Origin of the sequence: Vibrio splendidus, from assembly GCF_003345295.1 — a bacterium.
Lineage (GTDB): Bacteria > Pseudomonadota > Gammaproteobacteria > Enterobacterales > Vibrionaceae > Vibrio > Vibrio splendidus_K.
The window spans coordinates 1,344,700-1,367,920 of the sequence record NZ_CP031055.1; the positions used below are offsets into that span (position 1 = coordinate 1,344,700).

20 protein-coding genes are annotated in these 23,221 nt (G+C 43.6%); 13 read left to right on the forward strand and 7 right to left on the reverse strand.

The features are described 5' to 3' along the window. Window positions 1–198: 198 nt before the first annotated feature. Window positions 199–1,917, reverse strand: a complete 1,719-nt coding sequence (locus tag DUN60_RS05955; RefSeq protein ID WP_114633472.1) for a S8 family peptidase — start codon at window positions 1,915–1,917, stop codon at window positions 199–201. A 502-nt stretch (window positions 1,918–2,419) separates the two neighbouring features. On the opposite strand from DUN60_RS05955, the gene DUN60_RS05960 reads away from it, so the two are divergent. From DUN60_RS05960 to DUN60_RS05990, 7 genes are all read left to right on the forward strand, one after another. Further along, the gene (locus DUN60_RS05960) at window positions 2,420–3,016 is read left to right on the forward strand and encodes a LysE/ArgO family amino acid transporter (protein WP_114633473.1); all 597 of its coding nucleotides are present in this window, start codon (window positions 2,420–2,422) and stop codon (window positions 3,014–3,016) included. A gap of 175 nt (window positions 3,017–3,191) precedes the next feature. Next, window positions 3,192–3,848 (forward strand): glutathione S-transferase family protein, encoded by a 657-nt coding sequence (locus DUN60_RS05965; RefSeq protein WP_114633474.1) that lies wholly within the window; start codon window positions 3,192–3,194, stop codon window positions 3,846–3,848. 508 nt (window positions 3,849–4,356) lie between these two features. Next, the gene (locus tag DUN60_RS05970; protein WP_065205291.1) at window positions 4,357–4,929 is read left to right on the forward strand and encodes a porin family protein; all 573 of its coding nucleotides are present in this window, start codon (window positions 4,357–4,359) and stop codon (window positions 4,927–4,929) included. A gap of 213 nt (window positions 4,930–5,142) precedes the next feature. After that, window positions 5,143–6,396, forward strand: coding sequence for an exonuclease subunit SbcD (sbcD, locus tag DUN60_RS05975; RefSeq protein WP_114633475.1), 1,254 nt, complete (start codon window positions 5,143–5,145; stop codon window positions 6,394–6,396). A 5-nt stretch (window positions 6,397–6,401) separates the two neighbouring features. Continuing rightward, window positions 6,402–10,118, forward strand: coding sequence for an SbcC/MukB-like Walker B domain-containing protein (locus tag DUN60_RS05980; protein ID WP_114633476.1), 3,717 nt, complete (start codon window positions 6,402–6,404; stop codon window positions 10,116–10,118). Between the two features lie 284 nt (window positions 10,119–10,402). Continuing rightward, window positions 10,403–10,546, forward strand: coding sequence for a DUF2256 domain-containing protein (locus DUN60_RS05985; protein ID WP_114633477.1), 144 nt, complete (start codon window positions 10,403–10,405; stop codon window positions 10,544–10,546). Window positions 10,547–10,639: 93 nt separating this feature from the next. Continuing rightward, the gene (locus tag DUN60_RS05990) at window positions 10,640–11,524 is read left to right on the forward strand and encodes a PA4780 family RIO1-like protein kinase (RefSeq protein WP_114634303.1); all 885 of its coding nucleotides are present in this window, start codon (window positions 10,640–10,642) and stop codon (window positions 11,522–11,524) included. Window positions 11,525–11,689: 165 nt separating this feature from the next. Here the strand turns inward: DUN60_RS05990 and DUN60_RS05995 are convergent, their stop codons facing one another. The 4 genes from DUN60_RS05995 to DUN60_RS06010 all read right to left on the reverse strand — a co-directional run bounded on the left by DUN60_RS05995 (window position 11,690) and on the right by DUN60_RS06010 (window position 16,077). Then, entirely contained in the window at window positions 11,690–12,430 is a 741-nt protein-coding gene (locus DUN60_RS05995; RefSeq protein ID WP_114633478.1) for an SDR family oxidoreductase, read from the reverse strand. After that, window positions 12,430–13,989, reverse strand: a complete 1,560-nt coding sequence (locus DUN60_RS06000) for a cryptochrome/photolyase family protein (protein WP_114633479.1) — start codon at window positions 13,987–13,989, stop codon at window positions 12,430–12,432. The genes DUN60_RS05995 and DUN60_RS06000 overlap by 1 nt, the downstream gene beginning before the upstream one ends. Next, window positions 13,986–15,380, reverse strand: a complete 1,395-nt coding sequence (locus DUN60_RS06005) for a DASH family cryptochrome (protein ID WP_114633480.1) — start codon at window positions 15,378–15,380, stop codon at window positions 13,986–13,988. Before DUN60_RS06005 ends, DUN60_RS06000 begins: the two co-directional genes overlap by 4 nt. Before the next feature lie 274 nt (window positions 15,381–15,654). After that, entirely contained in the window at window positions 15,655–16,077 is a 423-nt protein-coding gene (locus tag DUN60_RS06010; protein WP_054546383.1) for a universal stress protein, read from the reverse strand. Window positions 16,078–16,320: 243 nt separating this feature from the next. Here DUN60_RS06010 and DUN60_RS06015 point away from each other — a divergent pair, with 243 nt between their 5' ends. The 4 genes from DUN60_RS06015 to DUN60_RS06025 all read left to right on the forward strand — a co-directional run bounded on the left by DUN60_RS06015 (window position 16,321) and on the right by DUN60_RS06025 (window position 18,606). After that, the gene (locus DUN60_RS06015) at window positions 16,321–17,451 is read left to right on the forward strand and encodes a PcfJ domain-containing protein (protein WP_102444681.1); all 1,131 of its coding nucleotides are present in this window, start codon (window positions 16,321–16,323) and stop codon (window positions 17,449–17,451) included. Window positions 17,452–17,475: 24 nt separating this feature from the next. Continuing rightward, the gene (locus DUN60_RS24885) at window positions 17,476–17,610 is read left to right on the forward strand and encodes a hypothetical protein (protein ID WP_009846853.1); all 135 of its coding nucleotides are present in this window, start codon (window positions 17,476–17,478) and stop codon (window positions 17,608–17,610) included. Window positions 17,611–17,676: 66 nt separating this feature from the next. Next, window positions 17,677–18,111 carry a GNAT family N-acetyltransferase gene (locus tag DUN60_RS06020; RefSeq protein ID WP_114633481.1) on the forward strand — a complete coding sequence of 145 codons (435 nt, stop codon included), beginning with the start codon at window positions 17,677–17,679 and terminating at the stop codon, window positions 18,109–18,111. A gap of 240 nt (window positions 18,112–18,351) precedes the next feature. After that, window positions 18,352–18,606, forward strand: a complete 255-nt coding sequence (locus tag DUN60_RS06025; RefSeq protein WP_004733911.1) for a DUF3297 family protein — start codon at window positions 18,352–18,354, stop codon at window positions 18,604–18,606. 147 nt (window positions 18,607–18,753) lie between these two features. Here DUN60_RS06025 and DUN60_RS06030 read toward each other — a convergent pair whose 3' ends face one another. Further along, on the reverse strand, window positions 18,754–19,254 hold the full coding sequence (locus DUN60_RS06030; RefSeq protein ID WP_114633482.1) for a hypothetical protein: 501 nt from the start codon (window positions 19,252–19,254) through the stop codon (window positions 18,754–18,756). A 178-nt stretch (window positions 19,255–19,432) separates the two neighbouring features. Continuing rightward, entirely contained in the window at window positions 19,433–20,149 is a 717-nt protein-coding gene (locus DUN60_RS06035; RefSeq protein ID WP_114633483.1) for a membrane lipoprotein lipid attachment site-containing protein, read from the reverse strand. 558 nt (window positions 20,150–20,707) lie between these two features. Here DUN60_RS06035 and glpT point away from each other — a divergent pair. Together glpT and glpQ are read left to right on the forward strand one after the other, a co-directional pair. After that, window positions 20,708–22,081, forward strand: a complete 1,374-nt coding sequence (gene glpT, locus DUN60_RS06040) for a glycerol-3-phosphate transporter (protein ID WP_114633484.1) — start codon at window positions 20,708–20,710, stop codon at window positions 22,079–22,081. Between the two features lie 79 nt (window positions 22,082–22,160). Beyond that, window positions 22,161–23,216, forward strand: a complete 1,056-nt coding sequence (gene glpQ / locus DUN60_RS06045; protein WP_114633485.1) for a glycerophosphodiester phosphodiesterase — start codon at window positions 22,161–22,163, stop codon at window positions 23,214–23,216. Window positions 23,217–23,221 lie beyond the last annotated feature (5 nt).

Here is a 23,221-nt window from a genome sequence, read left to right on the forward strand (position 1 = left end):
CTGTTAAGAGTGAGGTGGTTGTAGCGCCTCACAGTAGGAAGTGACGTGCACAACATTGACTTGATTCCCTAGCGTCATTCCAGAACCGAGGGACGAGGTATGTGGAATCTCTAACCGCAAAGCGAGATTCCCTATAACGCTCGTCCCTCGCTTTAGGGAATGACGAATATCCTGTATCAATGACTAATAGTTAAAGCGTTAGCGTGTTTCTAGTTCTGCAAATATCGCTTCGGCATCTACTACGCTGCCTGAGATAGAAAGGGTACTGAAAGGAACCAAATCTTCTGGGCTTGATGGCTTTTTAACAAGCAGCTCTGGGTAGATTTTTGATTCACCCATTAACATCGCCTTTAGCTCTTTTACCGATAAATCAGGATAGCGCGACCACACCAACGCAGCGACGCCAGAAACGACAGGCGCAGCCATACTTGTGCCACTTTTCGAACCGTAAGTATTCCCCGGTGTGGTTGACAGAATTCGATATCCCGGTGCAAATACATCAACCGATTTCTGACCGAAATTACTGAAGCTTGCGACCAAGGTTTCGTCTGCGTATTTCGCTGATGCGCCCACATCTAACCACGTTGAAATAGCCTTCGAGCGGTAGTGCTTAGCGTAGCGGTTTGGAAAGCTTGGTTTGATGTCGTTATCGTTGCGGCTGTTACCCGCAGAGTGAACGATCAATACGCCTTTACGAGCGGCATAACGGAACGCGTGGTCGACGATGTATTTACGTGGCGAGTAGCTTTTTCCGAAGCTCATGTTAATGATCTTCGCACCATTATCGACGGCATAGCGCACTGCGTTAGCAATGTCTTTGTCTCGCTCATCGCCATTTGGCACCATGCGTACCGCCATGATTTGGGCATGATCCGCGACACCTTCAATACCAATAAAATTGCCGCGTTCAGCAGCGATGATTCCAGCAACGTGTGTACCGTGCGAACCGACAGGGCCTTTTACATCGTTGTTGCCGTAGCCTTTTTCCCAAGGGTTAGAAATGTCATCCCATACAATATCGCCACGCGTATCAAGATCTAAGTTAAGGTGGAAATCTAGAGAGTCTTGATAACGGCTACGACGTGATTCTAGATATTCAAATGAATACCATGAATCAAACACACTCAAAAGCCCTTCAGCTGCAGTTACAATGCTCGGGGTTTCGTCATTCAATAGCGGTTGCAATCCGTTTACGGTGAAGTCTTTGTGATCGGTGAGCTCAAGGATTTCTGCTTTGTACTCATTAGCTTGATTAGTTGCTGATGTTACGCGATTCAACGCATCTTGGTCATCTTTTAGAGACGACAAATAATCAGATTCAACACCTTGATAGTACTTGCGTTTCTTTCGAGGAATCCAATGTCCATTTTCTTTTAACTCGAGGTACTTTTTGTATTCTCTGGTGACCTCTAATGTATCTTGATCAACGTTAATACCTAACGAGTTACCCAGAAAGTTCCAGCCGTGGACATCATCGATGTAACCATTGCCATCATCGTCAATCCCGTTGTCTGGGATCTCGTCTTCATTGGTCCAAAGTTTGTTTTTGAGGTCTTCGTGTTCAACGTCGACACCCGAATCAAGAACGGCAACGATGACAGGTTGTGGTTGAAGAGGGGGCATCAAGTAGTCGTATACCACATCAGAACCCACGCCCTGAAGTCTTGTGTAGCTCGCCGATAAGTTAAACCAATCGCCGCGTTGTTCATCGGCGTTACTCATCATTCTCATAGAGAAGAACGAAGGTTGAATGGTTTCTCGTGAGTAATCCTCAACAATCGTGCCTTTTACATCTTGAATAAAAGGTGAGTTGATGGGTTGTGGCTCTGGGCTACTTTTGTTCAGAGTCGTAGCTGATACGTGGGTCGAAGCCATAATAGCTAGGGCTATAGTGGTAAGTCTTTGTCCGTGATTCATCTGTGGTGCATCCTTATCATTGTGCGACTAAATAGTTGTGCGACTAACGCTGACTTCTTCGAAACGAAGTGTACAACGCGCAATAAGTCAGTTAAGTGAGAGGGAAATGCCCGCTCAAAACGCAGTTAAAAGGTAATATGCAATCAGACTTGTATCATTCGCTTGGTCAATGAAATGGTAGGAAGATCTCACTGTGATCGATTTTTAATTCTCAAACTTTGAGCTAAATTCTATTAATAAAATCAACATTTATAAAATAGAGCTTGGAATTAAAGATGTTTAAAATCAAGTGATTGGATTGTTAATTATTGTATCGGAGGGTAGGGTAACTCGTTCCGAGTAGAGTCGAAGTATGCGTCTGCTCCTCGTCTTTTGGTTACTCTAATGGCCAAAAATACACGAAACGTGTCATTGATAAACAACAGAGTCACTTGTTAACAATCTGATTAATTGGCAGTATTGTGTCAATTATTACCGTCACTACTTTTACAGATCTTTTTCCATGACGACTTATTTTGCTGGTTTCTCTCTGGGGCTTTCGCTGATTCTTGCGATTGGCTCTCAAAATGCGTTTGTTTTAAAGCAAGGGCTTAAGAACCAACACGTATTGGCAATTTGCGCTGTATGTGCGATTTCTGATGCCTTACTCATTAGCTTTGGTGTGACGGGCTTTGGCGCAATCGTTAAGCAGTTCCCACAAATTGAGCAGTTCGCCCGTTATGGTGGGGCTATCTTTTTGGGTGTCTATTCATTCTTAAGCTTCCGTTCAGCATTTACTGAAAATCACGCCTTAGAAGCCACTGCTGAAACCAAAGACTCGCTAACTAAAGCGATTGCGATGTGTTTGGCATTCACTTGGCTTAATCCGCATGTGTATTTGGATACTGTGGTATTGCTGGGTTCTATCTCAACCCAATATCAACCTAACCAAATGTTGTTTGGCGCTGGTGCAGTATCGGCGTCGTTTGTGTTCTTCTTTTCACTTGGATATGGAGCACGCTTTTTGGCTCCAATGTTTAAGAACCCGAGATCGTGGAAGGTGTTGGAGTTTGTCGTTGGCGTGATCATGGCATCTATTGCAATATCTTTGATCGTCTAGTTACTCGTAATTAGGCATTCAAATATATTATCTAAAGTTCCCACTTAAAATGACTGTCTTTAGTTGCCTTTGTATTTAATTATTTCCACAAAAATGGAATTATTTTTCGTCTTTCGGTTTTGGCGTTCGTCTTAGGGGTACAAATACAAATTAATGACCTAATTCGGAGTCAACCATGATTAAACTTGTTAGCTTTAAAAACTGCCCATTCGTTCAACGTGTAATGGGTGCTTTAGTAATGAAAAATGTCCCATTTGAAATTGAATACATTGAGCTAAACAATAAGCCTCAATGGTTCCTAAATATTTCGCCAAACGGACAAGTGCCGGTATTGATTACAGAAAATGACACGGTTCTGTTTGAGTCTGATGCAATTGTTGAATACCTAGACGATAAATATGCGCCGATAGAAGAGGTGTCTGCAGAGCAAAAAGCACTAGATCGCGCTTGGTCTTATCAGGCAAGCAAACATTACATGCCGCAATGTGGAACGATGGGCAGTAAAGATAAAGAAACCTTTGAGACACGTTTAGCGAATCTTCAAAAATCCTTCCAAAAGGCCGAGAACAAGCTGGGTGACAGCGACTTCTTCAAAGGCGATGACATCTCTAACGTCGACATCGCTTGGCTACCACTATTACACCGAGCGTCAGTGATTAAAGAAGGCTCCGGTTTTGATATGCTTGAAGGCTTCCCGAAAGTACAGAAGTGGCAAGCGGCGCTGATTGAATCTGGCTTGACCGATAAAACCGTTCCTGCGGACTTTATTGAGAAGTTCAGCGGCTTCTACTTAACGAATAACTATTTGGCTAGTCTCGTTGACGCTCGTTAATAATATGAATTAAATTGTAATATATTTTAATAGCAGGTCGTTCTAAATAAATGTCCTCCAAAAATAAAACTCATTCTTCTCTTTATATCTTTTATTGGGAAAAGAGAGAAACAGGATGAGTTTTTATATTTAGGCGTGAAGATTCAGGTTGTTTTTGAGAACGAGTGACAATTTGGCTAGTACGGTAACGACATGATTATAATGAACTTAATGTTGATGATGCTCAGGTTTACTATCAGGTTTATACGTATTTTAGTACTCGTTACTTCTCAGGAAATACATCTGTCTCATAAGTAAGACTGAATTAAATATCTATGATTGTTCGTTTGATGACCTAAAAATCTTGTGGTACTTTCTCATTCGCTCCGCAAATGAACAGTGTTTTATTATTCATTAGGGGCTGCTTATTTAATTTATTTTAAACAGTAACGCAACAGGTGAAATAGTGTCGGAAGCTATTGGCGGTTGATCAACGTTACTGTAGGACAGACAAAAAAAGGGTATTTTCATGCTTAAATCATCATTTCTATTGGGCCTAGTTGGCTTAGTTTCACTTCCTACATTTGCTGCTGGTATTGAGGGTGGTCCATACATTGGCGCCGGCCTTGGTGTGTATCAAGACTCAGACACTGACGGCGCAGGTAATTTAGATGCTGAAAGCATGGGATATAGCCTTTACGGTGGTTACCAATTTAACCGCATTGTAGGTATCGAACTTGGTTACACGGATTATGCTGACTATGAATCATTTGGAACGAAGGTGTTTTCGCCAACATCGCTTTCTGTTGCAGCAAACCTTGGCTACACCTTCGATAACTCAATTCGTCCATTTGTACTAGCGGGCTTGAGCTACGTAGATTTGAACTCAAACAACGCTAGCTCTTTTGATGATGATTCTGGTGCCGGCTTTCATTTCGGTATTGGTGTTGAATACACGCCAGTAGAAAACCTAACATTACGTTTGATCTCACAAGCAGACGCAGTAAACATCGAATTCTTCGATAGAACAACGGGTAATCGATTGGAAAGCCGTGATGTAGCCTTTAGCACAGTAACTCTGGGTGCTTCATACAATTTCTAATGGCTTCTGTTAAATAGCTTAAAGCTAAAGCTATGGACACCCAAAACCGCTCTAACGTTGAGCGGTTTTTTTATGTCAAAAATAACGATTGCTCACGCTGTGGGCGGAGTTGGTCCAAAGCCTGAAATTAGTTGGTTTTCACAAGCTTATAAAAGGGAATTATCTCGACTATTTTGGTAGATTAAAGGTATTACAGACTTCCAGTGAGCAGCAATGAAGATTCTTCACACGTCCGATTGGCACCTTGGCCAAAACTTCTACAATAAAAGCCGTAAGAATGAACATGAACGGTTTTTACAATGGTTACTTGAGCAAGTTACAGAGCACGACATCGACGCGATCATTGTTGCTGGCGATATTTTTGATACCAGCACACCGCCGAGTTACGCTCGTGAGATGTATAACAAGTTCGTGGTCGACTCGAACAAGATCGGCTGTCAATTGGTGTTGTTAGGTGGAAATCACGATTCGGTGTCTGTGCTTAAAGAGACACAACAGCTGCTCAAATACATGGGTACAGACGTGATTCCTAATACTAACGAAGATCATGCGACTCAGGTTGTCGAACTCAAAGGCAAGAACGGCGATGTAGAAGCGCTGGTTTGTGCTATTCCTTTTATTCGCCCTCGCGATGTGTTGACCAGCCAGGCGGGTGTCACTGGCGTTGAGCGTCAGAAGCAACTCGGAGATGCAATCAAACAGCACTACCAAAGTGTTTATGATGCCGCTGTAGAAAAACGTGCGACGTTTGAAAACAGCGAGCACATGCCGATTATCGCTACGGGTCATTTAACGGCGATGGGCGTTCAACAATCGGATTCGGTACGCGACATCTATGTCGGTAACCTTGATGGTTTTGCCGCTGATGGCTTCCCAGACGCAGATTATATTGCACTTGGTCATATCCACCGCCCACAAGTGGTGGCAAAGCGTGAATACATTCGTTACTGCGGCTCACCAATCCCATTAAGCTTTGATGAACTTAAATCTCAAAAGCAGATCTGCGTGGTTGAATTTGTTGAGGGCGTGCGCACCATTTCTCAATTGCCAGTTCCAACGTTCCAACCCCTAGCTGAAATCAAAGGCGACTTGAGTGAAATCGAATCTCAACTGAATCAATATTTAGGCTTAGATAGCGAACAAAGCGTTTGGTTATCGATAGAAGTGCAAGCGCAAGATTACTTGTCGGATCTTCAAGAACGTATGCGCGCACTAACAGAAGGTTTGAATGTGGAAGTGCTTCAATTGCGCAGAGCAAGAGAACGTCGCAATCAGGCATTAGAGCAAGAATCAGCAGAAACCTTATCTGAACTGAGCCCGATGGACGTTTTTAGCAAGCGTATTGCCTTAGAAGAGTTTGAAACCGATTCTGAAAAAGCGCGTTTAGAGCGAATGACGGTGAAGTTTAAACAAGTGATGGTTGAAGTGTCTGAAAGCGCTCAAACACCAAACAAAGTAGAAGAGTAACCAGTATGAAGATTTTAAGCCTAGAATTTGAAAACCTGAACTCTTTGAAAGGACGTTGGAAGCTCGATTTTACCCAATCGCCGTTTGCGGAAAATGGCTTGTTTGCGATTACCGGCCCAACAGGAGCGGGTAAAACCACCATTCTTGATGCGATTTGTTTGGCATTGTTCCACCGCACGCCGCGCTTAAAGAGCATTGCTAAAGGCAATAACGAATTAATGACGCGTGGCACGGGTGAGTGTTTCGCTGAGCTGGAGTTTGAAGTACAGGGCAAAACGTACCGCTCTAACTTCCATCAAAAGCGAGCGCGTGGAAAACACGATGGCGCATTACAAACGCCAACCTGTGAATTTGCCGATGCTGACACCGACAAAGTCTTAGAAACCATGCTGACCAAGAAGACAAAATTGGTGGAGCAGGTAACCGGTCTCGATTTTTCACGCTTCACTAAATCCATCATGTTGTCTCAGGGTGAGTTTGCGGCGTTCTTAAATGCCAATGCTAACGACCGTGCAGAGCTACTTGAAGAGCTGACGGGAACAGAAGTTTATAGCCTGATTTCCGAGCGCATCTACGATCATTTTAAGTCGAGTGAAGAGTCGCTTAATCACCTGAAAGCAAAAGCTGAGGGTGTGAGTTTGCTGTCTGAAGAGCAAATCCAAGCGCTGACCGCAGATCGAGAGACGTTAGAAGTTGAGCAGAAACGTTTAGCCGAGCAACTAAAAGAGTGGCAAGCCCATTTAAGCTGGTGGAAAGACGTGACTAAAGCTGAGCAAACTATTGCGACCAGTGAGCACGATCTTAAAACCACTCAAGATGAACTAGACCGTAACCAACCTTCACTAGAGCGTTTGGCAAACAGTGAGCCGGCTGAAAAGCTGCGCCCAATGCACAAAGATTTAAAGCGTTGCGAACAAGAGGTGAACACTACTCAAGCTCACTTAGATAACAGCATTAAGTTACTTGCTGTTCGTGATGCGGAAAAGCAAGACGCGAAAACTCAACTGACTCAAAGCAGTGACGCTGTTCAGAAGATAAAAACCGAACAACAAGATCAAGAGAAGATCATTGAACAGGTTCGTCCTCTAGATAACCAAATTGCCGTACTCAAAGATAAGCAAACTGCGGCTGTTAATGCAGCGAATACGCTAAACGAGCAACACACGCAGCAGCGTAATCAACAGGTCGATTTAGTTCAAAAAACTGATGCACTGAAGCAACAATATCAACTCAGCACTGAGTACTTAAATACACATCAAGCTGACCAACATCTGGAAAAATACTTAGGTCAGTGGCAAGCAAAGGTAGAGCAAGTTCGTACTCTAGAGCGTCAGCATTCAGAACAACTAAACTCAGCGAAGCAAGCTTTGTCTGCGGTTGATGCTCAGCAAACGATCATCAAAACCTCACAACAAGCTAAGGCATCGCAAGACAAAACTTTAAGTGAATTGGTTGTGCTAGAGAGTCGTGCAAAGCAACAGTGGGAAGCATTGCAAGGCAACACCAGCGAACAAGTATTGAATGCGCAAAAAGATCTGTTGGAGTTTTGGAATCGCAATACGCACTCATTACTTGAGATTAATCGTGGTTTCCTAAATGCCCAACAACAGCTGCACGTTAAAACACAAACACATCAAACTAACACTCAGTTGGTCGACAAGCTTTCGAAAGAGCGTGAAGTGTTGGTGGAGCGATATAAAGAGAAAGAGACTTCGCTTGAGCGATTAACGCGTTTGATTGATCAAGAAGGCGAGTTGGCGAAATACAGAGCAGCTTTAGAATCTGGATCTGAGTGCCCATTGTGTGGTTCAACAGACCATTCGATTGAACAGTCACAAGATATTGCAAATTTGGTTGCTCAAAAAGATAGGGAAAACCTAGAGTTAACGGCCATCAAAAAAGAAGGCCAAGAGCATCGTCAGCAGTTAGATTCTCTTGCCCCTATGATTGCAGCACTTAACGATGACATTCAACGTGCGCAAGCGGATATTCAGCAAGCTCAAATGAATTGGCAAGGCGTTGTCGGCAAGCTTCAACAGAGCTTACCAGATTTCGTTGGCACGGCTCCAGAGCTAGCAGTGCTAACGATTAACGATTTAGGCAATGAAGCTACAGTCGTGACCTTTGCTCAGCAGTGTGAACTTCAACTAAGTCAGATCTCGCAGCAACTCAAAGCGTTGGCTGATACGAAAGCACACTATGCTGAAGCTGAGAAACAACGCTTGTCTGCAAGTGTTATGGCTGACAAGGCGCAGTCTAATCTCGAGTTGGCCGAGCAACGCTTAGCGGATCTGAATAAGCAAAACCACAGCACGAGCGAACAAGTGGCTCAGATAGCTCTAACAAAAGAACAGCAATGGAACGCTCTGAAAGAGAGCATTGTTCAAACGGCTATCGAAGCGCCTGAACTTGAACATATCGATGATTGGTTTACTGCGAAATCACAAGCTTCAAGCTCGTGGCAACAGACTAAACAGCAACAGACCGATATTGAGAAGCAGCTGATCACTCAAAATGCCGAATTGAAAACCTTAGATGACAAGCTAAGCAGTGTTGAGAAAGAGTTTGCGACACTGACGCAACAGAGTGAGTCTTTAGTGTTAGAGCTGACTCGCATTAGTGCTGAAAGGGCAGAGTTGTTTGGTGACAAAGACATTCAAGCCACCAGCAATGCGATGAAGCAAAAAGTCACTGAAGCGGTAAATGCATTTGATGCAGCGCAGTTAGTGCTTAACCGCTGCGAACTGGAACATCGAACTGAGCAAACCAAACACATTAGCTTCTCTGAAGAGTTGGCCAGCAAGCAGTCAAGTTACACACAAGCGTCGAATGCTTGGTTAGAAGCGCTTAAAACGAGCCCATTTGAAGGTGAGGCTGATTTTGAAGCAGCATTGTTGGATGAAGAGGTTAGAACTCAACTTCAAAGCCTGAAGAAGTCTTTAGACGAAGCGATTGTCAGTGCACAAGCTAGGTTGAACAGCGCCAAAACGACACAAGTGGAGCTACAAAACCACGAAAATGCTAAAGCATGGCAAGAGCAAAACCAGCAGCAAGTTGAAGACGCGACAACTGAGTGTCAAAACGCACAACAAAGCCATGCGACAAAGATCGGCGCGATTTCTGCCAATCTTGAAACGGATAGCCAGAACCGCAGCAATCAGCAAGATCTGTTCAAGCAAATTGATGAGCAACAAGTCGAGTTTGATGATATCTCACGTCTTAACTCGCTTATTGGTTCTAAGAACGGCGATAAATTCCGTAAGTTTGCTCAAGGTCTAACACTGGAAAACTTGGTGTATTTGGCGAACAAGCAGTTACAGCGTTTGCATGGTCGTTACGAGCTAAAACGTAAAGCCGATGATGGTTTAGAACTGCAAGTGCTCGACACATGGCAGGGCGATGTGATGCGTGATACCAAGACTTTGTCCGGCGGCGAAAGCTTTTTGGTGAGCTTGGCGTTGGCATTAGCGCTTTCTGATCTTGTGAGCTACAAAACCAGTATTGATTCATTGTTCTTAGATGAAGGCTTCGGCACGTTGGATAGCGACACATTGGACATTGCTTTAAACGCGCTCGATAACTTGAATGCATCTGGCAAGATGATTGGCGTCATCAGTCACGTTGAAGCATTGAAAGAGCGAGTGCCTGTTCAGCTTAAAGTAACAAAACACTCTGGCTTAGGTGTGAGTGAGATGGAGAAGCAGTACAAGGTTGTTGCTTAGCTTCTAGCCATATTCATTAGCGCAGAATTAGAAGCAGATCCCCGACTCAGTCGTTCCTCCTTCTCGAGGATGACGGAGTCGGGAGTTGTCATCAATCATGTCTCGTACTCCCTAACACATGGAACGAACATAATAATTATCGTCATTCCCTAAAGCGAGGGACGAGCGTAATAGGGAATCTAGCTTTGTTGGTTTTACGTTCGTCATTCCCTAAAGTGAGGAACGAGCGTAATAGGGAATCTCTACTAGACGCAGGGAGTGGACTCATCAAAAAGGATACGGACATGCACAAGAAGCCCCATTTACCAACTAAGACATGTCCTATTTGCCAAAAGCCTTTCTCATGGCGTAAAAAGTGGCAGCGCTGTTGGAATGACGTGATCTACTGTTCTGAACGTTGTCGTCGTCATAAGCCAACTTTGGCGTAATTTCTGTTCGTTTTTAGAACACGTTAATAGTTTCGTCATTCATTTCTTAAGTTAATATTTCTATCTGTAAGACAACTAATGTATAAAGGCGGCATGAAGATACCTAAAAGAATACAGCCCTTAGTTGACGATGGTTTAGTCGACGAGGTGACAAGCCAATTAATGAGTGGCAAAGAAGCATCAGTGTACATCGTACGCTGCGGCGATACGATCCGTTGTGCCAAGGTATATAAGGAAATAAGCCAGCGCAGCTTTAAAAAAGCAACGGCGTATCGTGAAGGACGAAAAGTACGAAACAGCCGCCGTGCCAGAGCGATGGAAAAAGGCTCAGGATTTGGACGTGAGCAACAAGAGAAAGTGTGGCAAAGCGCCGAAGTGGATGCCTTGTATAAACTGGCAGAAGCGGGTGTTCGTGTGCCAGTCCCTTATGGCTGTTTTGATGGCGTGCTGCTTATGGAGCTAGTCACTGATGATGACGGTTATGTTGCTCCAAGATTGAACGATGTTGTAATGCCGCCAGAACAAGCGATTGAAGATCATGCAGTGATGATGACTTACGTGGTTAAAATGCTTTGCGTTGGTTTGATCCATGGTGACTTGTCTGAGTTCAACGTATTGGTGGATGAGTACGGCCCAGTAATTATCGATCTACCGCAAGCGGTCGACGCTTCGGCTAATAATAACGCCGAGTGGATGTTGGCTCGTGACATCAATAACATCCGTGATTATTACGCTCAGTTTGCCCCTGAATTGGCGAAAACCGAGTATGCCAAGGAAATGTGGGCTTTATACGAGAAAGGCGACTTAAAGCCTGACAGCAAGCTGACGGGCGAGTTTACAGAAACTAACGATTTGGCAGACATCGAAGCCATTATGCAAGAGATAGACGCTGCGCGAATTGAAGAACAACACCGACGCGAGCGTGTTAAAGAAGAAAAAGAAGGTGTGGACGACAGCAAGTTCAATTGGGCTGAGTAGTCGTAATGATCCGTTTTGATCTTTAGTTAAACATCAGCCATATCTCCTTAAATAATTGATGCATTCATTCTAAAAATAACCCAACAGAGTAACACTCGTTGGGTTTTCTTTTTTAGCACTCATCAAATTTTACCATTCATCAAAGCCAGGGTTTGGTATTCCTCACTACCAGTTTAACTGCTCACCATCGTAAGCGTAGAAGTGCCCACTTTTGTCCGGTGTGGCAGTGCGAATGATATCGACCAATTGATGGGCGACATAGCTCGACTCAAACAACTTACCTTCAGGGACATTGGTTTGAAAAGGCTTCGATAAAGCCGTGTCTGTTGTGCCCGGATGTAACGCTAACACGGTGCCTTTCTTTATGGTACGTTGCCATTCAATCGACATGGTTTTGATAAACATATTGAGTGCCGCTTTCGATGACCGATAGCTATACCAACCACCTAAGCGGTTATCTGAAATACTGCCGACTTTGGCCGATACCACTGCAAATTTTGGATTGTCACTGGCTCTGAGAATCGGCGTGAAGTGTTTCGCCAGTAACAAGCTAGGCAGGGTGTTTACCGAGATATTTTTCAGGAAGAATTCTGGGTCGATAGAGGACAAATTCTTTTCTGGGCCGAGCTCTGGTGTGTGAAGCATACCCACGCAGTTTATCAACCAGTCCAATTTTTCAAACTGTTTGCTGAGTTGCTCAATATCAGCTTCATTGGTTGCATCGACTTTGTGCCAGTTTAAGCGAATGTTTTCTAGTTCTGGCTGTTGAGAGTGGTAAGTCGCGTCGACATGGACATCAAGAAAATCAAAGCGAGACAGCTCAGATAATAGGTGTTTAACCACGGAGAAACCAATACCGCCGCTGCCACCAATGACCAATATGTGTAATCTGAGTTGTTCCACCATTATAAGTTCTCCAAGTTAGTCAGTCGTTGTTCTGCGGTGTCGAGTATCGCTTGTTGGTCTTGCTCATCCATATTGTCCCAAGAGCGATAAAGCATCCCCATTCGAGGGTTGCGATTTAAGGCCTCGCGATGTTTGTTCATGAAGCGCCAGTACAAGCTGTTGAATGGACAAGAACTCTCTCCACTGCGCTCTTTAATTTGGTAATGACAGCCTTTGCAGTAATCACTCATGCGATTAATGTAAGAACCGCTGGCAGAGTATGGTTTGGTTCCGACGATCCCGCCATCGGCAAAAAGTGCCATACCTCGCGTATTCGGCATTTCGACCCACTCAATCGCATCAACATAAATACCAAGGTACCAACTGTCGACTTGCTCCGGAGCAATGCCCGTAATTAAGCAGAAGTTACCGGTGATCATAAGCCTTTGAATGTGGTGCGCATAAGCAAACTCGAGGGATTGATCAATCGCGTGCTTCATGCAATTCATCTTGGTTTGTCCATCCCAAAAGTAATGAGGCAACTGACGGTCTGCTGCGTAGTGGTTTTTGTTTGCGTAAGCAGGCATGTTCGCCCAATAAACACCGCGTATGTATTCTCTCCAACCTAGAATTTGGCGTACGAACCCTTCGACTTGTGCAATATCGATAGTGGGTGCGTTTAGCTTAGAGGAAGCCTGATAAGCCGAAAGTGCCGCATCAATCGCTTCTTGGGGGCTTAGCAGTTTGCTGTTCAACGAAAAGGAGAGGCGACTGTGATACAAACTCCATTTCGAATCGTGCTCGGTCGTCATTGCATCTTGAAACTGACCAAACAGTGGTAAACAGACTTGGCAGAAGTGAGCGAGTAGAGACAGACTTTGCGCTCGATTGACTGGCCATAATAACTGTTCGCCAACTTCACCAATGGTTTGAACTTGATGATGCTCGATGCGTTCTAAAATCGCAGAAATGTCGTTGGCAAACATTAATGGTTGCGGCAGGTTCTCGATGTCTTGTTTTTTTAGCTTCTTGCGATTGTTTGCATCGTAATTCCATTTTCCGCCAACCGGTTTGCCATCGTCGAGCAGGATGTCGAAACGTTTTCTCATTCGACGGTAGAAATGTTCCATCATGATGTGTTTGTCTTTCGGAAACTGTTGTTCTATCTCTTCGAATGGAAAGAGGAAGTGTTCCGTATCACAACAACCTTTGGTTGCATTAGTAAGTTTGAGCTTGTTCATCTGCTCTAAAAGGCGATATTCATCTGGTCGTTGGTATTCAAATTTTTCAGCAGCAAACTCGTGTACATAGTGTTGCAATAGAGCATCGAGATTTTCAAATTGAGTCGTGTCATCCAGAGTTAGGTGGAGTACCTGATGACCTTGTTGTTTGAGTTCGTCGGCAAAGTAGCCCATCGCAGAGAAAAAAGCGGCCACCTTTTGGATGTGCGATGCAACGTAGTCCGTCTCTTGCTTAAGTTCGGCAATGATATAAATGACGTCGTCATCAACTTGTTGAAACCAAGAGTGCTGGATATTGAGTTGGTCGCCTAATACAAGGCGCACGGTTTTGAAGTTCATAACACATCCTGATTGTTGGTTAAGACAGGTTCTTTGCTGCTCGCATTCCACTTATCGATAAACGCATGGTCTGGATCGTACATATCCGTTTGCTTACCCAAATCAAAATGTCGTGATTTAGGTTTAGGTTGCTTAGCATCATTTTGCTTATTGGCTTGGGTGTTTACCTGAGAGTTCAGGGCTCCGGCTATATATGCCCAATTACCCCAGTTTGATGCCACGTCATAGTCAATAAGTTGGCTCTCAAAATAAGCAGCCCCGTGCTGCCAATCGATCCCTAGTTCGTAGATCAAACAGCTGGCCGTTAGCTGTCTTCCTCGGTTAGACATGTAGCCTGTTTCATTAAGCTGACGCATACATGCATCGACAATCGGATAGTTGGTATTGCCACTTTTCCATTTGGCGAAATTCAGGTTCGACGTCGCTGAGGAGTTTGAAGAGTTGAGTTCATGGTTTGAGGTTTCACCGAACAACGAGGAACCCAGTGACAAACACTTCCAATAGAAATATTCGCGCCACAACAACTCAAAGTAGATCCAATAGGTTGAACCGTTACTGCCATGTTCGGTTTCGAACTGTTTCAAATGACGATAAATCGTTTTAGGCGAAACGCAACCGAGCGCTAACCACGGCGAGAACTTGGTTGAGTTTTCGATGCCGTCAAATGCGTTTCGAGTCTGCTTGTAGTTAAGGGCGTAATCATGTGAAAAGTAGTTTTCTAAATGCGCTAGTCCTGCGTCTTCTCCACCCAAACAATCGCTTGTTACTCCGATTTCATCATTTGCTGAACTAAATAGTGGGATTGTCGATATTGGTTCAGGTGTCGCTATTGGTGTTACTGCTGGTGGAAGGCGTGAAATAACCGTCTCACTTTCATTAACGTCCAAGTGTTCGACTAGCTTTCTAAACTTGGTAAACGAGCTTGGGACTTTTGATAATTCAAATGGTAGCTCATGTGAGTCAAACAAGGTCGAGTGATGTGGTAAACACATTACTAAGTTAGGGGACTGTCTTTGTATTGACCGAGTCAATTGTCGCTCGTCGTAGCCGCAATGTGCGTTAGCGAAAAAGTGAGTGACGTGTTGAGTAGTGATGATTTGGCTGGGTGTTTTCTCAGCAGAGCCTGGCTCTATATGGTTACTGTGAATTACGACAAGTTGCTGCCCAAGCTTCACTAAATTTGATTCTAGATTAGCTATCGATTGTGAAATAAAAGCCTGGCGATGTGCGCCATAACTTTGCTCTTGCGCTAAATCAGCAGAGAAATGAACTAAAGTGGGTTCGACAATCACGCAAATGAGTTTATCGACGCTCTGCGCGGCGTAATGGAGCAATTGATTGTCGTTGATTCTTAAGTCGTTCGTAAAAAGATAGAGACCAATCTTTTTCATTGCTTGCACTCGTGATTTGTTAGTTATTAGACGCTTACGAGTGGATGAGCAAACAAGATCACAAATGATTACGCCGAATGGGTAATGGTTGAATTTGGGGAAAGAAGAGGATTGAGGAGGGAATAGAAGCCAACCAATAATACCGATAGAGGCTGGCGATTGAAGCTTGGCTTTATTAGCCCAAACAGCTATTTTTTAAGAGCGACAGTCTTTAGGAGCAGACAGTCCATAGAAACTCTAGTCCGTAGAAGCAGTCAGTCTTTAGGAACGAGCTCTAGTCCATAGGAACGACGAGTATGTCGACAGGAGAAGAGTCTATCAATTGCTTCGAGTGCGAGATGATCTTATGCCAAAAATCATGATGGTGACCACAGAGCATCAGGTCAATGTTGTGCGCTTTTACGGTGTCTTTGAGCTTGTCATTCAAATCACCCGTACCCACAAAGATGTGCTGAACCGGCTGTTTAGCGTAAGCCTCAAACTCTCTTAGTTGTTTTATGGCATCTTCATTGACAGGTAGGTCATTCTCATTTTCTTGAATATCAACGAGTTCTGGGTAGATTTCTCCGTGAGTACCGTCGATATAAACAAATGAAAGTTCCGTTTCTAGTTTGTTCGCGAAGAAGGTTGCTCTATCAATGAGTATTTTCGAGTCATCAGACATTTCAAGTGCGACCAGAATATGTCGGTATTCCATAATTAAAGCCTCTTGTTATTAGTGATGTTACAAGCATAGTTTCTCTCTAAGTAAATGATATCGAAGAGGTCTCATATTGCGTAAAATCATCATTCAAAGATCTTCTAAGTACTCTCGTATTTATATCGCTTTGATTGATAAGAAATTTACAAAAGGTTGTTATAGTGAAGTGAGTTCGATCTTTACGCTTTTTGCTATTAGATAAGCTCGATAGTCCAACTCGTCAATAACCAAGAGGCATCAATGACAGCATTACTCACCATCCCAACTCGAACATTAGGCTTTGACTACGATATTGAGATCCGCGATTGGTCGCAAAAACTTGTCGGTTTTCACGTATTTGAAGATGGTAGACGACCGCTCGATGGTGGTATTGGCTTGAGCTTAAACCTCGTTGAGCAGTTTGATGTGAATGGTCGTTGGTTAGATTCATTGCCAGCTCGTTATCGTGAGATCACCGATGATTTCCCAGAGTATCAATACCAGATGTTGTGGCTCGCGGCGAATACTTATGAAGCTGCTCAACTGCTTGAGTTAAGACCGGTTATCTTGGCGTTAATCTGCATGAAACACAGTGTCGATAACAAGAAAGCATTGGAACTGAGTCGCCTAGGGCAGAAGAGAATCTTAACCAAACTGGGCTTAGACGGCAGTAAAGCCACACTCAAATTTATCGATAAGCTAGAGCTTCATTACAACGTCGGTGATGAGCTTGACCACATTGTGCGAATTCTCGAACCCCTGCAAAGACGTGTTCTTAAATTCAAGCATTACTCCAAAGTTGGCTACACAGCGCTTCGTTTGGACCAAGTTCATCCATTTCTAACCGGCAGTCGATTGGGCATTGCGATGGTGGAAGAGGGTAGGCTTAATGCGCCTTCAAAAATGGCGATGTTCCAAGATGCGATATTGTTAGGACTAGATTTGGAGATGGATGATCCATTACGCGCCATTACCAGTCAGAACTCTTTTGCGATGTTCGAACAACTTCACGATAGATGGACAGAGCAACGTCAACTGCGTCGTTTAGAAGGTAACCGCCCAATGGATAAAGACATTCCTTACCCGGTTCCTTTGCTAGGTAACGACAATATTCATCCGCTTACTGATTACTACGACCTTGAAAAAGAAGGCATGGAGCAAAAACACTGCATTGGTGTTTATCACAATCGAATCATGAGCGATCGCTATGTGGTATTCCGCATGTTCAAACCTCAGCGTTTAACCATAGGTTTACGTCGTGTCCCGAGCAAAGCGTTTCCGTTTGAGATTGACCAAATTTGCGGAAAACGAAATGCACCGCCATCGGAGTCGGCTCGCCAAGTTATTCATGATTGGTTAGAAGCGAGTAAGCAAAAGTATCCGAAGCAATAGCAGTGACGTAGAAGGAATAACAGGATGTTTCAACAAGGTGATTTATGCCCGCATTGTGGTTTGATTATTGTCATGCCAACAGATTTGCAAGCCGAATGCTTAGGGTGTGGCGAAGAGATCAATCAAGACCCTGCAGACGATTACGACGAAGAAGAGTAACTTTATCTACACTGATATAAACCAAGGCTAGGATGGCCGTATTACCCCTTCAAAGGATGGGAAGACATGCAGAAAGTAATCTTTAGAAATTGCGATGAGAGTTCGCCATATTGGAGTGATTTAGAGCGCTTGTTTCAAAGTGAATGGTCGGATTTTAAGTTTAAAGATACCTATAAATACTGCGTACAACTCCCTCCAGTAATAGTAGTGCTTCGCGATAATGTGGTCATTGGTGGCTTGGCATATTCCCATTTTCAGGAACCTCATCAAGTAAGAGATGTGGTTTGGGTCAATACTGTTTATGTTGATGCTCAATGGCGAGGCCAAGGTATTGCAAGTGAATTGATTAATCGTGGTGTAAAACAGGTTTCTTCTACAGTACAAACTCAACTGTACGTGTACACCAATGTAATGGAACTCTACCAAGGGTTAGGTTGGTCAGTCGTCGATATCGACTCAGAAGCAAACCATAAAGTGATGAGTATAGAGCTTATTCGATAAGCTCAGAGCAAAGCCGACTATTAGGTTATCTACCTATCGAGTATTGAACCTATCTCTTTATCAACAACGTATAATCCTGTTAAATTTTCGTTTGAAATGATACCTATATCGCCTTTAAATCAAACAACTCGCTGTTGATTAAAACGATCACTACGATTTATTGCAGCAGTTGTTGAGCACAAAGCCTATATTGACTAGAATGGCGCACTTTTTTTATTTACGTACATACAGGTAATGAACATGAGCGATACTAATTCAAAACCAGCTTTACCAGATCATCTAGCAGGTAACCCACGCAGCCCACACCATGTGGCTGAGTGTTTCGAATACCCAATCGGCATTCGTCTAAATGGTAAAGAGCGTACTGATGTTGAAGAATACTGCATCAGCGAAGGTTGGGTTAAGATCCCTTCTCCAAAAGCGCTAGACCGCCGTGGTCAGCCAATGCTTATTACTCTAAAAGGCTCTGTAGAAGCTTTTTACATCGAAGAATAATCGCTTTGTGTGACGCGCTAATACTTCGTGTAGTTAGCAAATGTTTTGTCTAATTAGCCAACATAAAGTCACTAAGAGTTATTACTTGAAAGGGTCTAGAGAAATCTAGACCCTTTTTGTTTGCTAAATCTATTAGGCTTATTACCTTTACCAGGCGATACCAGCACCAATTGAGAATTCCAAGTCTTCACCTTCTGCTTTATCGAATCCTGCTGTCACTACAAAGCCGCTGTCCATAATATAGGTGGCATCTAAGCCTCCCACCTGTTTGGTTGATCTGTTAGAGAACTCGCGGCTATCTAAAGTTACGTCTGTATGTGTTCGCTTAATCCCGTAACCGGGAGTGATGTACAAGTTTTCGGTGATTCCAATAGGGGCGTGAAACTGATATTCGTTGTCACGTTGTTTGTATTCGTAAGATTCTTCGTCTTCGTTATAAGCCGAACGAGTAAATTCAATACCATAACCTATGCTACCCGGGCCGCGATATTTTATGTAAGAAGCAGACCAATCACGCCAACCACGTTCAGCCGATAGACCAAATGTAATCGCGGTTTCCTCTTGGTTTTGTTCATAGGCTTGTGCGTTAGACATAGTGAACAACAAGACAGCGGCTAATGTCAGAATGGGAAGCTTTTTGATGGTCATTGGATCTCTCGCTTATGTATACAAAATATCGGCGAATTCAAAGTATTGAACGCCAGTAGATTAGTAACCTAGTCCGGATCTTCCTTGAGCTTTTTGTTAGTGTTTTCTTCGTAGATGTTTTGAACGGCATCCTCTTAGGTTTGAGGATGCCTATTTGTTATGGGAATGGGGATAATCGTTATTTTAAAGTACGTAGCTTATTGACCTGCATCTTTGCACGAACTTTGGTAACTTCTGCCTGAGAAGGCAAGTTGTCTTTAACCTTATTTTTAATATCCGCAACTGGGATAAAGTTCCACTGGCCGTTGTGATACTTGACCACAAATGTCTCGCGCTCTATTTCTTCACGGAACACCCAAACACCATCGTCTAGGCGTTTAAAGTCGCCAACTACATTTCCGCTAGTGTCTCTAACTGTCCAAAAGGTATGTTCAGTATCAAGATAAGATTCCTTCTCACCTGAGATCATCTTGTCACCAGACCTGATTGTCACATAATCTTCACGAACGATGATTTCACCGACAGGCTTGTCATCTACGTAGATGCTGTATAGCGTTTCTTCATCATTAGAACGTCGTTTAACGGCGCTTATATGAGCATCACCGTTGTCTTTATTAAAGAAAGGAATGTCTCCCAACTCAGGAATATGAACAAAACCTAAATCTGCTTGAGCTATTCTGTCTTTTAACGTTGGGGCATCGGCACCATAACCAGGGTCGGATTCAGGGTTCTCATAACCGCCATCGTTATCTGAATCATCTAGTCCAAAACCGGGATCGATATTTTCGAAACCATAATCACCATCAAATTGAGGTTGTGCTGGTTCTGAACCACCGCCAGATGAACAACCTGCTAAAACAGCTGTAAGAACGAGTGCGATAAGTGATTTGTTCATGATATTTCCTATCATTTGTTGAATTCGTAAGATGCTCACTGACTAACCTCACTACAAGGTGACGGGTATACACCTTGTGTATAGACATTGCTGCATCGCTTGAGGTGTACAATAAACAACCTTGGTAATTCGATAAATAAACGAAAAGAAATACAATACATCACGATCTGCTATGTGTTATTTATGCAATGCATTGCGCAAGCTTATATTCTGACTCATTCACTATGCATGCTCTATGTGTACCAATCTATTGATCTGATAACTACCACACTGAAGTTCCGAACATTCTGTTAAGTGAAATTGATAATAAATTGCTCACTCGAAAGTATGATTTATATACAAATGCCTTCCTCGAATAAGAAACCAACAAACAAAAACATGAAGCGCAGTCTAATTAAATGAAACTAAAGTGCTGTATTTAAGGTTATTTATTGTTAATGGCTATCTCTATCACAGAAAATAATCCTGAAGCACATACAATTCCCAGGCTTTCGAATGAGCGCTAAATTTTTTCGTTCGAGCATTTTATTTCTATCGCCCAATACACATGAGGTTCCTATGTTTGGAATATTCAAACCTATGGCGCATATCGATCGCTTATCTACCGATAAGATCGATAGCACCTACACACGATTACGATGGCAGCTTTTTCTCGGCATCTTTGTTGGCTATGCCGGTTACTACCTAGTCCGCAAAAACTTCAGTTTGGCGATGCCATACCTGATTGAGCAAGGGTACAGTCGAGGAGAGCTAGGGATTGCTTTAGCAGCAGTATCCATCGCTTACGGTTTATCTAAGTTTTTGATGGGAAGCGTTTCTGACCGTTCTAACCCTCGTTATTTCCTCAGTGGCGGCTTGTTAATGTCGGCGTTGGTCATGTTCTGCTTTGGTTTCATGCCATGGGCAACAGGCAGCATCACTGCAATGTTTATTCTATTGTTCTTGAATGGTTGGTTTCAGGGCATGGGCTGGCCGGCTTGTGGACGAACCATGGTTCACTGGTGGTCGCGTAAAGAACGTGGTGAGATCGTATCGGTATGGAACGTTGCTCACAACGTGGGTGGCGGCTTGATTGGCCCAATGTTCTTATTGGGACTGTGGGCTTTTAACGATGATTGGCGAACCGCTTTTTATGTTCCTGCATTTTTTGCCACTCTCGTTGCTATTTTTGTTTGGTTCACCGTAAGAGATACACCTCAATCTTGTGGCTTACCACCGATTGAAGAACACAAAGACGATTACCCAGACGACTACGACACGTCCCATGAGAAAGAAATGACGGCGAAAGAGATCTTCTTTAAGTACGTTTTCTCTAACAAGTTACTGTGGTCAATCGCGATTGCTAACGCGTTTGTTTACCTTATCCGCTATGGCGTACTCGATTGGGCTCCAGTTTACTTAAAAGAAGCAAAAGACTTCTCAGTAGATAAATCGTCTTGGGCTTACTTCCTGTATGAGTGGGCAGGTATTCCTGGAACGCTACTGTGTGGTTGGATTTCAGATAAGTTGTTTAAGGGCCGACGCGCACCAGCAGGGATCCTGTTCATGGTTCTCGTTACTGTCGCTGTATTAGTGTACTGGCTAAATCCGGCAGGTAACCCAACGGTTGATATGCTGGCACTTATCGCGATTGGTTTCCTTATCTATGGACCAGTAATGCTAATTGGTTTGTATGCACTTGAACTTGCACCTAAGAAAGCGGCAGGTACGGCTGCGGGTCTTACTGGCTTGTTTGGTTACTTAGGTGGCGCAGTTGCTGCCAATGCCGTGCTTGGTTTTATGGTTGACCATTACGGCTGGGATGGCGGCTTCATTATCTTGGTCGGTGCTTGTGTTGCTTCAATAATTTGTCTGCTTTATGCCTTCTTAGGAGAGCGTGAACACCACAAACAAAAAGAACTCGAACAACAGAAAGAAGCATTAACTCAGTAGTTCATTAACTGGACAACGTCATACTAATAAACAACAGAGGCAGGTATATCCTGCTTCTGTTTTATCAAGGGAAACAATAATGAAAACAACGTCACTGTCTCTGACTTTATTAGCTCTTAGCTTATCTGCAAATGCGTTCGCCGATCCTTTAGTGATTGCACATCGTGGTGCTTCTGGTTATTTGCCCGAGCACACATTACCGGCTAAAGCACTCGCTTACGCAATGAAACCTGACTATATCGAACAAGATGTAGTGATGACCAAAGATGACCAATTGGTGGTTTTGCATGATCACTATTTAGATCGCGTCACTGATGTTGCTGACCGCTTTCCAGACCGTGCACGAGCAGATGGCCGCTATTACGCGATTGATTTTACGCTTGCCGAGATCAAATCATTAAAAGTGACTGAAGGCTTTAACTTAGATGACCAAGGTAATCGAGTGGCTGGGTTCCCAACGCGCTTCCCAATGTGGCAGTCTGATTTTCGTGTCGCTACCTTTGCGGAAGAAATTGAATTAATCCAAGGTCTAAACAAGACGCTCGGTTATGACGTGGGCATTTATCCTGAGATTAAAGCACCTTGGTTCCATCGTCATGAAGGCAAAGATATCTCGAAAGCTGTGCTTGCCACCTTGCAGCAATATGGTTATCTATCAAAAGACGACAAGGTCTATCTACAGTGTTTTGATGCCAATGAGTTGCAACGTATTAACGATGAATTAATGCCTGCGATGGAAATGGATCTTAAGCTCGTTCAGTTGATGGCTTACACAGACTGGAACGAAACCATGACTTACAAGGGCGATAAAGCGACGCCGTACAGCTATGACTGGATGTTTGAGAAGGGCGGAATGGCAAAAGTCGCTAGCTATGCTGATGGTATTGGCCCATGGAAACCTATGTTGGTGGACGATGCATCGACCAAAGATAACATCATTATTAAGCCATTAATGAAGTCAGCAAAAGACGCGGGCTTAGACGTTCACCCCTACACGTTCCGTGCTGACCCTGGGAGAATCCCAGCTTATGCCGATAATTTTGATGGCATGTTGGATGTCTTTTACAATCAAGTAAAAGTCGATGGTGTGTTTACCGACTTTCCGGACAAAGCGGTCGACTTCTTAAAACGTTAATTTCC

Coding starts and splice junctions, on each gene's coding strand:
- DUN60_RS05955 (WP_114633472.1), bottom strand. CDS start 1,917: ATGAATCACGGACAAAGACTTACCACTATAGCCCTAGCTATTATGGCT.
- DUN60_RS05960 (WP_114633473.1), top strand. CDS start 2,420: ATGACGACTTATTTTGCTGGTTTCTCTCTGGGGCTTTCGCTGATTCTT.
- DUN60_RS05965 (WP_114633474.1), top strand. CDS start 3,192: ATGATTAAACTTGTTAGCTTTAAAAACTGCCCATTCGTTCAACGTGTA.
- DUN60_RS05970 (WP_065205291.1), top strand. CDS start 4,357: ATGCTTAAATCATCATTTCTATTGGGCCTAGTTGGCTTAGTTTCACTT.
- sbcD (WP_114633475.1), top strand. CDS start 5,143: ATGAAGATTCTTCACACGTCCGATTGGCACCTTGGCCAAAACTTCTAC.
- DUN60_RS05980 (WP_114633476.1), top strand. CDS start 6,402: ATGAAGATTTTAAGCCTAGAATTTGAAAACCTGAACTCTTTGAAAGGA.
- DUN60_RS05985 (WP_114633477.1), top strand. CDS start 10,403: ATGCACAAGAAGCCCCATTTACCAACTAAGACATGTCCTATTTGCCAA.
- DUN60_RS05990 (WP_114634303.1), top strand. CDS start 10,640: ATGAAGATACCTAAAAGAATACAGCCCTTAGTTGACGATGGTTTAGTC.
- DUN60_RS05995 (WP_114633478.1), bottom strand. CDS start 12,430: ATGGTGGAACAACTCAGATTACACATATTGGTCATTGGTGGCAGCGGC.
- DUN60_RS06000 (WP_114633479.1), bottom strand. CDS start 13,989: ATGAACTTCAAAACCGTGCGCCTTGTATTAGGCGACCAACTCAATATC.
- DUN60_RS06005 (WP_114633480.1), bottom strand. CDS start 15,380: ATGAAAAAGATTGGTCTCTATCTTTTTACGAACGACTTAAGAATCAAC.
- DUN60_RS06010 (WP_054546383.1), bottom strand. CDS start 16,077: ATGGAATACCGACATATTCTGGTCGCACTTGAAATGTCTGATGACTCG.
- DUN60_RS06015 (WP_102444681.1), top strand. CDS start 16,321: ATGACAGCATTACTCACCATCCCAACTCGAACATTAGGCTTTGACTAC.
- DUN60_RS24885 (WP_009846853.1), top strand. CDS start 17,476: ATGTTTCAACAAGGTGATTTATGCCCGCATTGTGGTTTGATTATTGTC.
- DUN60_RS06020 (WP_114633481.1), top strand. CDS start 17,677: ATGCAGAAAGTAATCTTTAGAAATTGCGATGAGAGTTCGCCATATTGG.
- DUN60_RS06025 (WP_004733911.1), top strand. CDS start 18,352: ATGAGCGATACTAATTCAAAACCAGCTTTACCAGATCATCTAGCAGGT.
- DUN60_RS06030 (WP_114633482.1), bottom strand. CDS start 19,254: ATGACCATCAAAAAGCTTCCCATTCTGACATTAGCCGCTGTCTTGTTG.
- DUN60_RS06035 (WP_114633483.1), bottom strand. CDS start 20,149: ATGAACAAATCACTTATCGCACTCGTTCTTACAGCTGTTTTAGCAGGT.
- glpT (WP_114633484.1), top strand. CDS start 20,708: ATGTTTGGAATATTCAAACCTATGGCGCATATCGATCGCTTATCTACC.
- glpQ (WP_114633485.1), top strand. CDS start 22,161: ATGAAAACAACGTCACTGTCTCTGACTTTATTAGCTCTTAGCTTATCT.